At 64.1% G+C, this 13,282-nt stretch carries 12 protein-coding genes; 3 read left to right on the top strand and 9 right to left on the bottom strand.

Translation table 11 applies throughout. The features are described from left to right. Window positions 1-4: 4 nt before the first annotated feature. The 8 genes from BMZ97_RS08780 to BMZ97_RS08745 form a co-directional block, all read right to left on the bottom strand. The gene (locus tag BMZ97_RS08780; protein WP_092167547.1) at window positions 5-2,014 is read right to left on the bottom strand and encodes a hypothetical protein; all 2,010 of its coding nucleotides are present in this window, start codon (window positions 2,012-2,014) and stop codon (window positions 5-7) included. A gap of 185 nt (window positions 2,015-2,199) precedes the next feature. Further along, window positions 2,200-2,601 carry a low affinity iron permease family protein gene (locus BMZ97_RS08775; protein WP_092167545.1) on the bottom strand — a complete coding sequence of 134 codons (402 nt, stop codon included), beginning with the start codon at window positions 2,599-2,601 and terminating at the stop codon, window positions 2,200-2,202. Between the two features lie 75 nt (window positions 2,602-2,676). After that, entirely contained in the window at window positions 2,677-3,516 is an 840-nt protein-coding gene (gene fghA, locus BMZ97_RS08770; protein ID WP_092167543.1) for an S-formylglutathione hydrolase, read from the bottom strand. Window positions 3,517-3,755: 239 nt separating this feature from the next. Then, window positions 3,756-4,868 carry an S-(hydroxymethyl)glutathione dehydrogenase/class III alcohol dehydrogenase gene (locus tag BMZ97_RS08765; RefSeq protein ID WP_092167541.1) on the bottom strand — a complete coding sequence of 371 codons (1,113 nt, stop codon included), beginning with the start codon at window positions 4,866-4,868 and terminating at the stop codon, window positions 3,756-3,758. 32 nt (window positions 4,869-4,900) lie between these two features. Continuing rightward, window positions 4,901-5,185, bottom strand: coding sequence for a metal-sensing transcriptional repressor (locus tag BMZ97_RS08760; RefSeq protein WP_092167540.1), 285 nt, complete (start codon window positions 5,183-5,185; stop codon window positions 4,901-4,903). Window positions 5,186-5,539: 354 nt separating this feature from the next. Beyond that, window positions 5,540-6,109: an NUDIX hydrolase gene (locus BMZ97_RS08755; RefSeq protein WP_092167538.1), complete on the bottom strand. Its 570-nt coding sequence runs from the start codon at window positions 6,107-6,109 to the stop codon at window positions 5,540-5,542. Between the two features lie 146 nt (window positions 6,110-6,255). After that, entirely contained in the window at window positions 6,256-7,293 is a 1,038-nt protein-coding gene (locus BMZ97_RS08750; RefSeq protein WP_092167536.1) for a DUF3616 domain-containing protein, read from the bottom strand. A gap of 51 nt (window positions 7,294-7,344) precedes the next feature. After that, complete coding sequence (locus BMZ97_RS08745; RefSeq protein WP_092167534.1) at window positions 7,345-8,316, bottom strand: alpha/beta hydrolase; 972 nt, start codon at window positions 8,314-8,316, stop codon at window positions 7,345-7,347. 689 nt (window positions 8,317-9,005) lie between these two features. Here BMZ97_RS08745 and BMZ97_RS08740 point away from each other — a divergent pair. Continuing rightward, on the top strand, window positions 9,006-9,329 hold the full coding sequence (locus BMZ97_RS08740) for an ArsR/SmtB family transcription factor (RefSeq protein ID WP_092168837.1): 324 nt from the start codon (window positions 9,006-9,008) through the stop codon (window positions 9,327-9,329). Beyond that, the gene (locus BMZ97_RS08735; protein WP_092167533.1) at window positions 9,326-9,736 is read left to right on the top strand and encodes an SRPBCC family protein; all 411 of its coding nucleotides are present in this window, start codon (window positions 9,326-9,328) and stop codon (window positions 9,734-9,736) included. The genes BMZ97_RS08740 and BMZ97_RS08735 overlap by 4 nt, the downstream gene beginning before the upstream one ends. 172 nt (window positions 9,737-9,908) lie before the next feature. On the opposite strand, the gene aceB is transcribed toward BMZ97_RS08735, so the two are convergent. Beyond that, window positions 9,909-11,519 carry a malate synthase A gene (gene aceB / locus BMZ97_RS08730; protein ID WP_092167531.1) on the bottom strand — a complete coding sequence of 537 codons (1,611 nt, stop codon included), beginning with the start codon at window positions 11,517-11,519 and terminating at the stop codon, window positions 9,909-9,911. Window positions 11,520-11,872: 353 nt separating this feature from the next. On the opposite strand from aceB, the gene BMZ97_RS08725 reads away from it, so the two are divergent. Beyond that, window positions 11,873-13,144 (top strand): vWA domain-containing protein, encoded by a 1,272-nt coding sequence (locus tag BMZ97_RS08725; RefSeq protein ID WP_175525484.1) that lies wholly within the window; start codon window positions 11,873-11,875, stop codon window positions 13,142-13,144. The last annotated feature ends 138 nt before the right edge of the window (window positions 13,145-13,282 follow it).

The following is a 13,282-nucleotide window of genomic DNA, read 5'->3' as shown; positions in this document are numbered from 1 at the left end:
GAGCCTAAAGCCGCTTCCCCTGAGGGTCCGGGTGCCCGTCGATGCGCATCTGGAAGAGGAAATAGGTCGGCGAACAGAAGCCGTAATCCTTGACCAGATCGGCCGCGCCGGGCACGTCGTCGGGCATCGCCTGGCACATGTAATCCTCACGGCAGAAGCGCGTGGCGCTGCAGGTGCCGCGATTGCCGCGCGTGACGGATTTGGCGAGGCAGGCGTCGAAATTATTGGTTGCGACGCAATCGTCGAAGGCCTTGCCGCCGGCGAGGCCGCAAATCTCGTCGGGCGCATTGCCGCCGGCAAAGCCTGTGAAATTCTTGTCGGCGGCGTTGCATTGGCGATAGGCCATGCCGCCGGGTACGCCGATCTTGGCCGGCCGGCAATTGAAGCTGTCTTGTGAGAAGCTCTTGGCGAAGGCACCGAACTGTCCGGTCAGCTTGTAGGTGTCGAGATAGGGCCTGCCGGTGACCGTCGTGATTGCGCCGGAGAGGCAGGGCTGGCCTGAAAAATTGCGGGCCTCTTCCAGTTTCAGGCATTGCCCGAGCTCGGTGCCGACGGAAGGGTTGGCGATGATCGCCTTGCAGGTCGAGCCGCTGCCGCAGGTCCAGTTCTCGCCAAAACTCGGGCGGGCCGCATCGGTGAGGCACGGCATCGTCAGTCCGGCAGTGCGATAGCTGAACGGCGTGCCGGGCTGCCAGCTGGCGGGCGGCGCGAAGGAGAGCGGGCGATAGCGGTCGGGTTCGCGGCCTGCCGCCATCGCCTCGATATAGGCGGCGCGGCGGATGGTCTCGGCGTGGAAATGCGGGGAGACGCCGGTCTTGATCCGGTTCAATGGCGACGTGGTCGCATCGTCGAGCCCGAACATATGGAAGCCGGCCGTCGCATTGGCCTGATGGCAGCCCATGCAGGTGCCGTTGTCCAAGCGCTCGATGACGCCGCGCGCCGTGCGGACCAGGCGCGTCGCGCCCAGATCCAGGCCGGCCAGCGCGTTGGCCGGCAGGATTTCGGTGAAGGGGTGGTTGGCGAGGCGGGCACTGCCGAAGGTCGAGTACGAGATCGCCTTCGTCGTCAGAAAGCGCGTCGGCAGTAGGTAGACGCCCTGGTCGATCGCCGGAACATGGTCGCGGACATAGTCGACGAGGTCCTTGCGCAGGGCGGCATCGGCCTTCAGGCGGGGAATGTCGGGCGTATTCTCCAGCGGCTTGGGCGAAAGCGTCAGGGCGCCATCCTGTCTCGCGGCGGCGAAGACGCGCAGCAGATAGGCGGCTTGTCCGCCGAACTGCGTTTCCATGCCGGAGGGAAAGCGCACGATCTGCGCATTGATCTCGACCTGCTTCAGGCTCAGCCGTGCCCGTGCGAGGGGGCCGTCGATGATCGCCTTGGCGCCGACGGCAGCCTCCGCGCTCGCCTGCTGGGACAGCCAGAGCGCGGCTGTATCGCTGCAGGTCTCGCCGGGTAAAGCCACGGCCGTGAAGACGGCGTTCAGCGTGAAAGGCAGGCGTGAGGCGAGCTGGCGCTTCAGCTTGATATCCTGGAAGGCGTAGGCGAGGCGATAGATCAGTCGAACCTCGCCGCAGCCGGTCTCGCCGCCCAGGCTGGCGAAATCGCGCCGGTCGAGCCGGTTGACGATGGCGCTCAGCCGGAACTGCGCGATCGGCGAATTCAGCCAGCCGAGATCGATGATGCGGCCGACATTGCCGTCGGTGACTTCGAACAGCTTGCGCCCATTGTTGGCCATCTCGGCGCGCAGGCTCGAGACGTCGTCGCGGACATGGCTCGCGATGATGCGGAAGGCAGCGCTGGCGTGCGTGAGATCGGCGGTCGAGGAGGCCTGCGCCTGTCCGAGGATCGCACCGAGCGAAAAGCCCGCGGCTTCGATCTGCCGCAAGGTCGCGACGTCCTGGATGTCGGTCAGCGCGGGCCGGCGATTGGGAGGCTGCTGCGCCGAGAGTTCGATCGTCGCCATTGCCGCAATGAGCGAGGCGAGGGCGATCCTGAGGGCAGCCGACCAGCGCATCCGCTCTCTCCGCGCCGAAGCGCCGCCGCATGATGACGCAAGGATAGCGAGTGAGGGGTGCTTTCGTCCAGAGCAGTTTCCGATCTGATTGGATCGTTCAGCGGCTCTAGCTCATTGTTTTAATACGTTTTCTTCACGCGAATCGGCGCCTATTTCGCTCGAAAACACTCTAGCAATTGCGGGCTTCAGGCCGGCTTGCCGTTGCGGGCCTTGCCGGCGCGTAGCTCGAATTCCTGGCGGATCGCCTCACGCTTCTCCTCGTCGAGCTCTTCCAGATCGAGCAGTTCCTCGCGCGCGCCTTCCAGCCGCACGATCAATTCGTCGAGCTTGATCTGCATCGCGGCGCTATCGCGATTCTGGCTGTTCTGGATGATGAAGACCATCAGGAAGGTGACGATGGTCGTCGAGGTGTTGATCACCAATTGCCAGGTGTCGTTGAAGCCGAAGAAGGGTCCCGATAGACCCCACAGGACGATCACTGCGACGGCCACGACGAAGGTTTGCGGCTTGCCCGCCCAATGCGCCGTGGCCCGCGACAGGCGGGTGAAAAGCGAACGATCGGTCAGCACTGCGATACGAGACGACATGGCGATTTCCCCGGACCGGATTTCGGCCTGGAGATTCAACGCATGCCGGGGCTGCCCGTTCCGCAGCCGGGTGGCTCAGTCGGGCAGCAGACGTCGCGCATGCCAGCCGATATGCTGGGCCATGAAGGTCGAGACGAAGTTGTAGGAGTGGTCGTAGCCCTCGCGCATCGTCAGTTCGAGCGGGATCTCGGCCTGGACGCAGGCAAGCTCCAGGAGCCAGGGTCGCAGCCCCTCCTGCAGGAAGCCGTCGGCGGTGCCCTGATCGACCAAAAGGTCCTTGAGGCGGTGCCCGTCGGCGATCAATGCGGTGGAGTCGTAAGGCCGCCATGTCGTCTCGTCCGGCCCGAGATACTTCTCGAAGGCGGGCCGCGACCAGCCGGCGGTCGAAGGCTGGGTGATCGGCGCGAAGGCCGAGACGGAGGTGTAACGCATCGGATTCTTGAGCGCGAGCGTGATCGCGCCATGGCCTCCCATCGAATGGCCGAAGATGCCCTGGCGGCCCATGTCGAGTGGAAAATGCTGGGAGACCAGTGCCGGCAATTCATCGCGGATATAGCTCTCCATGCGGTAGTTCTTCGCATAGGGCTCTTGCGTCGCATCGAGGTAGAAGCCGGCACCGGAGCCGAATTGCCAGTTATCCGGCTCGTCGGGAATGCCTTCGCCGCGCGGTGAGGTGTCGGGGCAGATGATGGCGACGCCGTTGGCTGCGGCGGCGGCGCGGTACTCGCCCTTGTCCATGACGTTCTGGTGCGAGCAGGTCAGGCCCGAGAGATACCAGAGCACCGGCACCGGCCCGTCCTCGATCTGCTGCGGCAGGAAGATCGCGAAGGTCATCGGGCAGGCGCAGACCACGCTGTCATGGCGATAGACGCGCTGCGAGCCGCCGAAGGCCTTTGAGGAGGAGATCAGTTCCATCGGGTGTCCTTCGCAGTTGCACGACCTCTGTCATTCCGGGGCTTCGCGGAGCGAAGGACCCGGAACCCACGAGCGGGCGAAAGCCTACCCGCCCGGTTTGTCAGAGGCCGCACCCAGTGGTGGGTTCCGGGTTCAGCGCGGAGTTTATCCTTGGGCCGACCACGGGTCGGACCCGAGGGCGCTGCCCCCGCATGACGCGGTGGTTCAGTGCGTCATGGATGCGGCTAAAGAACGGCCGCTCAGTACACCACGACCGACCTGATCGACTTGCCTTCATGCATCAGGTCGAAGCCGTGGTTGATCTCGTCCAGCTTAAGCTTGTGGGTGATCAGGTCGTCGATGTTGATTTTGCCCTCCATGTACCAGTCGACGATCTTGGGCACATCGGTGCGGCCGCGCGCGCCGCCGAACGCCGTGCCCTTCCAGACCCGGCCGGTGACGAGTTGGAACGGGCGCGTGGCGATCTCCTTGCCGGCCTCGGCGACGCCGATGACGATCGACTCGCCCCAGCCGCGATGACAGCATTCCAGCGCCTGCCGCATCACATCGGTGTTGCCGGTGGCGTCGAAGGAGAAATCCGCACCGCCGCCGGTGAGATCGACGATCGCCTGCACGACCTTGTCGTTGCCGACCTCCCTGGGATTGATGAAGTCGGTCATGCCGAACTTCTTGGCGATCTCGACCTTGGCCGGGTTGATGTCGACGCCGATGATCTTGTCGGCGCCGACCATGCGCGCGCCCTGGATGACGTTGAGGCCGATGCCGCCCAGCCCGAAGACCACGATATTCGCACCCGGCCAGACCTTCGCGGTGTAGATCACCGCGCCGATGCCGGTCGTCACGCCACAGCCGATATAGCAGATCTTGTCGAAAGGGGCGTCTTCGCGGACTTTCGCCAGAGCGATCTCGGGCAGGATGGTGAAGTTCGCGAAGGTCGAGCAGCCCATATAGTGGAAGATCTCACCGCCATCGCAGGAGAAGCGAGAGGTGCCGTCGGGCATCACGCCCTGGCCCTGGGTGGCGCGGATCGAGGTGCAGAGATTGGTCCGGCGCGACAAGCAGGACTTACAGCTGCGGCATTCCGGCGTGTAGAGCGGGATGACATGGTCGCCGGGCTTCAGCGAGGTCACGCCCGCGCCGACCTCGCGCACGATGCCCGCGCCCTCATGGCCGAGGATCGCCGGGAACTTACCTTCGGAATCCAGGCCCGACAGCGTGTAGGCATCGGTGTGGCAGATGCCCGTCGCCATGACCTCGACCAGCACTTCGCCGGCCTTGGGGCCGCCGATTTCGATGGTCTCGATGGTCAGCGGCTTGCCCGCTTCCCAGGCGACGGCGGCGCGTGTCTTCATTGGGTGTGTCCTTCTTTCTGGGGTTCTTGCGGTTATTTCAGATAGGGGCGGATGGCGCGCATGATCCGCGCGATCTCCGCCTCGCCGTCTTGCGGCGCGGACTTTCCGCTCGTCCTTCCCAGTATGGTTTCGCGCAGATGGCTTTCGAGGACCTCGGCCATCAGCCCGGTCGCCGCGCCGCGCAGCGCCGAGAGCTGCTGCAATAGTGCGCCGCACTCATCGCCGCGTTCGACCGCGAGGACGAGCGCATCGGCCTGCCCTCTGATGCGGCGTAGCCGGGCGATGGCGCGCTTCTTCTCTTCGGGTGTATGCGGCATGCGATCGAGATACTGGGGTGGAGTATAATGGCCGGACGCTAATATGGCCCTGGCGAGCATGTCAATGCCGCACCAGCGGACTTAAAATAAAAACGGCGGCCGCGTTGCCGGGGCCGCCGTTCAGGACATGCCTGGAAATGGCTCGATCGCTCAGAAGCTGTAAGAGGCTTTCACCTTGACCAGATGCTGGCTGAAATTGGTCAGGTCGAGATCGCCGGGCTGGCCCTTGGCCTTGCCGGCGACCTGGATGTTGTAGGCGGCCGAGAGCGCGAGCCGCTTGGTCGCCTGCCAATAGATGCCGGGGCCCGCGAAAGTGGCGTAGCAGCATGTTGCGCCGCGGCAACAGACATGGCGTCAGCGCGGCGCCATATCGCCGAGCCGGGCATGGACCCTGGGCGCGATCGCGGCCAGTTCCGCCACGGGTTTCCAGGCTGCGGCGTGGACCTCCTCGACCTGCGCGACGAGCGCCAGCGCCGGATCGGCGAGGAAGAGATATTGCAGGTCGTGATGGACATGGTCGGGCTCGCCGCGGGCGGGCTTGCCGGGCACGTCATGGCTGTCGATGGCGAAGGGCTGGTCGCCGCCCTGGTGCCAGGGATGCAATGCGAGGCCCCGGACGCCGGTCTCCTCGATCGCCTCGCGCGCGGCCGAATGGTGGAAGGCCTCGGCCGGCTCGTAATGGCCGCCGGGCTGGAGCCAGCGGCCGATCACGACATGGTCGATCAGCAATACCTGGTCGTGGTCGGGCGAAAGCACGATGGCGCTGGTGGTGAGGTGTCCGGGCATGGTCGCACGCTCGTCGAGCGCATCGCCCCGCGCGATCTGCCAGCGCAGCAGCGCCAGATGCTCGCGCGAGGAGGCGACCTCGCTGCGATAGCGCGCGACGATCGATGACAGGCGGTCGAGAAAGGATAGGGCGGTCATGCGCCCAGTCTAGCCGATTCGCTCGATCATGCTTTTTTGCATTCGGACGTTTCCGTCCGAGTACGAAAAAACATGATCGATTCTAAAGGTTTAGAGTATTGCCTATGCGAAAACCGGTGCCCACTTTTCGCGCAATGCTCTAGTCTTCAGGGCGCAGGCAGGCGGTATTCCTCGAACTTGCCGTTCTTGGGACCGTCATAGCCGATCAGGATGGCGAGGCCCGTAGCTGTTTCGGAGAGGATCGTCAGCGCCTCGGCCTTGGCGCTGTCGCGGCTGCGCAGCCTGCCCAGCTCCCGCGCCGCCTCGGGCCGCGCCGGGTCGATGAGCATCAGCGCGTAATCCAGACCCTGCTCCTGCGCCGGGCCGACCAGGGCGAGCAGCCGGCCATCCTTCAGGGCTGCGAGATCGCGAAAGCCGCGCTGGCCCCCGAGCGGGACGGCCACAAGTCCCGGCTCGCCCTGCGCCGGCCGATGCCCGGCCGCGAAGAGATCAGCGAGGCTCGCACCGATGAGGAAGGCCTTGCCGTCGAGCGAGGGTGCGCGCAGGCCGGCCCAGAGTCGGTCGCCGGCAACGGCGATCGCCTCGACATTCATACCGTTGGCGCTCATCAGATCCCGGCCGAAAAAGCCGCCGGCCGCGCCTGCCCGTCGCAGCAGGTCGCTCAGGCGGTAGGTCAATTCGGGCGCACCCTCGGCCCGGCCATTGGCGTCGACCTTGATGCGGGCGAGGTGGAAGGCCGAAAGCCGGAACTGACCGGAATGGCGCGAGCAGCCATGCGAGCCGGCGACATAGAAATAGGGCGCGGAAAACGCGACGCTTTCGCCGTCGAGATCGCGGAACTTGCCCTGTTCCGGACAGGCCAACGCTGGCGGAGCGCCGAGTGTCGCCGGCGATGGCTCGTCGCCAAGCAGCGGCACGCTCTCGCCGGGTGTGAGGGCGCCGTCACTGAGCGTCGCGAATTGCGCGGCCGTGTTCTCGTCATTGATCAACAGGCAGCGCTGCTTGCCGTCGCGCGCCGGCATGCAGGCCATGCCGCTGACATCATGGGCGGCCTTGCCGCGCTTCTTGCCGGCGAAGTCGCTCGTGGCCTCGATGCGACGCGCTGGCTGCAGCGTGTCGGCCAGGGCAGGTGAGGTTGCAAGAAAGGCACCCGCGAGCAGGGTGCAGAGCCGCAGATGCCGCATGATCCGTTTCCCCTTGGAAGGCCCCAAGTGCCTCGGGGTTCATAACAGCCTCTAGCCTTCCAGCCAGGACTTCATCACGCGCCAGAAGGCAAAGCGCTGCTTGCTCGAGACCAGCGTATGCGCCGCGCCTGGAATGATGGTGAGCTGCTTGTCGCCATTGGGCAGTTTCTTGAAGAAGTCGCAGATGTCGTCCATCGAGGCGATGCCGTCATATTGCCCGCTGATCATCAGCACCGGAGCTGTGACGCGGTCGGGATGAACCACCGGCAGATTGACCGTCATGTCGAGATAGGTGCCGGCCGGCACGCTGTCGCCGAAGGGCAGTTCGGCCTTGACGAAGGCGTCGATAACGTCCTGGTCGGTGGTGTCGGGCTTGTCGCGGGTGAAGATGCTGCCCAGCATGCCGGCATCGCGCGGCCGGCGGTTATGGCTGCGGTAATACTCTGCCTGCTCGGCCCGCTTGCTGAGCGTGCCCGAGCCCTGGCCGGTATAGGTGAAGGCCTGCAGCACCAGCCGCCCGACGCGGTCGGGCCGCGCCATCGCATAGGCGCCGACGCGCAGCGCGCCCGAGCTTTCGCCCATCATATGCATGCGCTCCTGGCCGGTTTCGCGGCGCACGAGGTCGCCTGCGACGGTCAGATCCGCGACGCCGCTGGCGATGTCGGAATTGCCGGAGGTGCGCGTGGATTTGCCATAGCCCTCATGGTCCATGGTCCAGACGTCATAGCCCCAGCGCGCGGCGACATTCATCAGCGAGATGTCGTCGCGCCCAGGAATGGTCAGGTCGTATGTCGGCCGGCCCGAAGCCGAGGAGCCATGCACGAAGAACAGCACCGGCAACGGCTTGCCGCCCGGCGGCCCGACGCGCTTGCGATAGATCGCAAGCTCCACGCCGGGCGCTTTCGTGGCGCTGTATTCGGCACTCCAGATCGCGGCTTCCTCGGCACGGGCGCCCTGGCTGTCGAGCGAGGAGGCGAGACCGCCAAGGGCTGCGACCTGAAGCAGCGTGCGACGGTGAAGCATATGCGACCCTCCCGGAGCCTGATCTTGGTTTGGGTCAGAGTAGGAGAGGGTAGGCGGAGGCGACAAGCGCAGCCGGGTGTTTGTCGATCACCAATGCGAGATCGAGAGGGCATCTGGAACCTGCGACGCTTCTCCCTTCTCCCACCCATCTCGGGCTTGCCCGAGATGGGCAATCCAAAGTGTCAAAGTTGGCAACAGCCGACTTTGATGCGGGAGAAGGTGGCGCGCAGCGCCGGATGAGGGGGGCGCCGTGCCCTGTCCGGTTGGCGTCGTGTTCGGCTAGATGGAAAGCTCACAGCGCCTCCTCATCCGTCTCGGCTTCGCCGATCCACCTTCCCCCGCCAGGGGGGAAGGGAAGAAGGCGCGCGAAAATCCCCGCCGGCGCTTATGCGCTGCGGTTGGTGAGGGGCCGGCCGAGCGCCGCGAGGCGTGTTGGTTTAGCAATCCGCATCCATTGGTCCAGGATGCGGCGCGGACAGATCAAGCCACTATCCACGCACCCCATGGTGCTCCGCCTTCGGCGTTCCTCCTTGGCCCAGACCATCGACGTGCCGAGGAGGCACGCGTTTCAAAGATGCCGGGGGCGAGCCCGAGCATGACGCGGCGATCGCGGCGCGTGCGTCCTCGGTTGACACATCCATAACCCTCTGGTTATTGATATGAACAATAACCTGAGAGTTATGGATTTGATGCCGGACAGCCACGACATGCTCTTCAGGACGCTCGCCGACCCGACCCGGCGGGCCATCTTCGAGCGGCTGTGCCGTGACGGCGAGCAGACGGTCGGGGCCCTGACGGCCCGAGCCGGCGTCTCGCAGCCGGCGGTATCGAAACATCTCGGGGTGTTGAAGCAGGCCGGGCTGGTGCGTGACCGCCATCAAGGTCGCCAGACGCATTATTGCGCGCAGCCCGGCGCCCTGACCCCGCTGATCGATTGGACAAGCCAGATGGCCGGGTTCTGGGAAGCCCGTTTCGACGATCTCGAAGACCTGCTGAAGAGGATGGACCAATGACCGAAACATTGACCGAGATCCGCTCCGTCGTTGTCGAACGGGAGCTCTCTCATCCGCCGGAAAAGATCTGGCGCGCACTCACGCAACCGCAACTGATCGCGGAGTGGCTGATGAAGAACGACTTCAAGCCTGTCATGGACCACCGTTTCAACCTTCGCGCCGATTGGGGCGCCGTCGACTGTCAGGTCCTGGCTATCGAGCCGAACAGGGCGCTGTCCTATAGCTGGGGCGCTTACGGCCTCGAGAGTGTCGTCACCTGGACGCTGACTCCGACGCCCGGCGGAACGCATCTGCGCATGGAGCAGTCGGGCTTCAAGCCCGATCAAGTGCAAGCCTATCAGGGCGCCAAGGCCGGGTGGCCGCGCTTCCTCGTGGAGCTGGAGCAGCTCCTGGCCCGGATGGACTGACGTCGGCCGGAACGGGGCAAGTCGAAGGACGAGCCTATCGAACAGGAGCGATCATCGGCACCTAGAGCAGGATGCGAAAAAGTGGGAACCGGTTTTTCGCATTGATCCGGCTCTAGTGGGCAAAACAAAAGCGCCGCCTCGCGGCGGCGCTTCGATCTCCCGGCAGCGGCCCTTACAGCTTCCCGTAAGCCGGGACAGTCAGGAACTCCTCGAATTCCGGCGCGAGCGAGAGCTGGGAGAACAGCGCGATCGCCTCAGGGAAGCGGCCCTTGTCGTAGGCGTCGGCCCCCAGCTCGCCCTTGACGCGCTGCATCTCCTCGGTGAGGCAGCGCTTGAACAGATCGGCGGTGACTTTCGTGCCGCCATCGACCTCGACGCCGTATTGCACGAACTGCCAGATCTGGGCGCGGCTGATCTCGGCGGTCGCGGCGTCTTCCATCATATTGTAGATAGGCACCGCGCCGCGGCCGCGCAGCCAGGCTTCGAGATATTGCACGCCGACGCGGATGTTCTCGCGGAAACCTTCCTCTGAGCGCGTGCCCTGATGGACTTCCAGCAGGTTCTCGCGGCTGACCTGAACGTCCTCGCGCAGCTTGTCGAGCTGGTTGGCCTGCGGCATCAGCCGGTCGAACACCTCCATGGCGACGGGGACGAGGTCGGGATGGGCGACCCAGGTGCCGTCATGGCCGTCGCCGGCCTCGCGCTCCTTGTCGGCCTTGACCTTGGCGAAGGCTGCGGCATTGGCCTCAGGATTGTTCTTGACCGGGATCTGGGCTGCCATGCCGCCCATGGCGAAGGCGCCGCGGCGATGGCAGGTCTTGATCAGGAGCAGCGAATAGGCGCGCAGGAAGGCTTTTGTCATCACGACCTGCGAACGGTCGGGCAGGACGTAGGCCGCATTGCGGGCAAGCTTCTTGATGAAGGAGAAGATGTAGTCCCAGCGGCCGCAATTCAGGCCCGCCATATGGTCCTTCAGCTCGAACAGGATCTCGTCCATCTCGAAGGCGGCCGGCAGGGTTTCGATCAGGACAGTGGCCTTGATCGTTCCGACCTTCAGGCCGAGCGCGTTCTGGGCCGCGACGAAAACATCGTTCCACAGGCGGGCCTCGAGATGGCTCTCGAGCTTGGGCAGGTAGAAATAGGGGCCCGAGCCCGCCGCCAGCGCAGCCTTGGCGTTGTGGAAGACATAAAGCCCGAAATCGACCAGGGAGCCCGAAGCGATCTCACCGTCGATCTCGATATGCGCTTCCGGCAGATGCCAGCCGCGCGGGCGGATGATCAGGACGGCGGGCTTGTCCTTGAGCTTGTAGGCCTTGCCGGTGCTCGGCTCGGTGAAGTCGATCTTGCCGGCCCAGCGATCCCTGAGGTTGAGCTGGCCCTCGATCATGTTGGCCCAGACCGGCGAGGAGGCGTCCTCAAAATCGGCCATGAAGACTTTTGCGCCCGAGTTCAGCGCGTTGACGATCATCTTGCGGTCGACCGGGCCGGTAATCTCGACGCGGCGATCCTGCAGATCGGCGGGGATGGGCGCGACCTTCCAGTCGCCTTCGCGGATATGGCGGGTCTCGGTCAAAAAGTCGGGCGTCTCGCCGGCATCGAAACGCTTCTGGCGCTCGGTGCGCAAGGAAAGCAGGCGCTTGCGCGTCTCGTTGAAGCGGCGTTGCAGATCGGCGACGAAGGCGAGCGCGTCAGGCGTGAGGATCTCGTCGAAGCGAGGGCCGAACGCGCCCTTGATGACGACGCCCTTGGGCAGGCTGAGGCCGTTGGCTTGAGATGGCGACATGATCTTCTCCCTGCGGCGCGAATGCTGCAGGCATCATGTCTCAGTGTTCTCTTTCTCGAAATCCGGAAAAGAGACGGATCACCTTTCGCGATTTGGAAATAATCTCTGCCGCTGCGCATCCGGTCCGATGAGGGCCAGGATAGGGCCTCTATGGTTGTTCTGTTGCTATAATACTCGTATAAGTTGTGTTACCGCTGCGTTATTCACAGCAACTGCGAGATAGAGCCGAGTTCCTATGATCAATTTTAGCGATTCGTAAGGTCCCGGACGCCATAGCTCACCCGGCGCGAAAGCGGTCCAAGGTTGAGAGGTAGCTGGCGATGGAGCGGATCAAGATCCGGGCGACGCGATTCATGTCGCTTTGGGCGCGTTTTGCTCAGGACCGCTCGGGCAATGTGATGCTGCTGTTTGGCCTTGCCATGATTCCGGTTCTGGGGCTGGCCGGCGCGGCGGTCGATTACTCTCGCGCCACCACGATGCGTACCATGCTCAACGCAGCGATCGATTCCGCTGCGCTGATGGCGGCGCGCGACGCGGCGAAGCTGAGCGACGCGCAATTGCGCGAACGGGTGGATGGCTGGATCCGCGCGAGCCTGCATGGCGACGCTGCGAACGGATTCAGCAGCGCCACCGTCACCATCGACCGTACCGGCCGTACGATCAACATCAGCGCCAAGGCGAGCTTGACGGCGAGCCTGACGCAATTGATCGGCCAGAACGCCATCCAGGTCAGCAGCAGCAGCCAGTCGTCATGGGGAACCAACACGATCGAGCTCGCTCTAGTGCTCGACAATACGGGTTCGATGGCAGAGTCGGGCAAAATCGAAGCGCTGAAGACCGCTTCGCTCGATCTCCTGAAGATCATGAAGGACGCGACCTCCGAGACGGATCAGATCAGGATCTCGATCGTGCCGTTCTCGACGCGGGTCATTCTCGATACGAGCAACAAGGATGCGACCTGGCTGCGCTGGGACCAGACGCAGGAGAGTTGCAGTGGCTGGGGCTGGTCCTACAGCTGCACCACGACCAAGATCAACAAGACAAGCTGGCAAGGCTGCGTTGCCGACCGCGACAAGAATTATGACGTGCAGGATGGCGATGGCGGCGGCACCAATGCGAGCGCTTATCCAGCCGATTTCTGCGACGCGTATTCCCCGTCGACCCAGGCGAAGGTCATGCCGTTGACGAGCAATTGGGACGCCTTGACGCAGCGCATCAATACGATGACGCCGGTCGGCGCGACCAATGTGACCATCGGCGCCGTCTGGGGCACGGCGACCCTGAGTCCGGGCGCGCCCTTCACCGAAGCAAAACCGCTCACCACGCCGCGCCTGAAGAAGTTCATGATCCTGCTGACCGACGGCGACAACACCAAGAACCGCTTCGAAGGAGATGGCTCGACCTCGAACCCGAATGTCGATGCGCGCACCAAGCTCGCCTGCGCCAATGCCCAGATTGCGGGAATCGTCGTCTATACGGTTCGCGTCATGGATGGGAACCGGGACCTGCTCAAGGCCTGCGCGTCTGACGCCGGCAAGTATTTCGAGGTGACCGATGCCGCGCAGCTCAGCCCGATCTTCAAGCAGATCGCCAGCGAGATCAGCGCGGTGCGCCTGACGATGTGATCGTCAGTTTGCAGGTTCCTCTCGAAGGGTAAGGGTCGTGTCTTCGAAAGACTCCGCCCGGTTTTGATTGTATCTATGCATAAATACTCTCTATGGTTGCAAATTCGATGATTTCTTCACCGAATTTCCACGATAGAA

Source organism: Allobosea sp. OK403, from assembly GCF_900113835.1.
In the GTDB taxonomy this organism is placed as follows: Bacteria; Pseudomonadota; Alphaproteobacteria; order Rhizobiales; family Beijerinckiaceae; genus Allobosea.
This window is presented reverse-complemented; position numbering and strand designations above follow the sequence as displayed.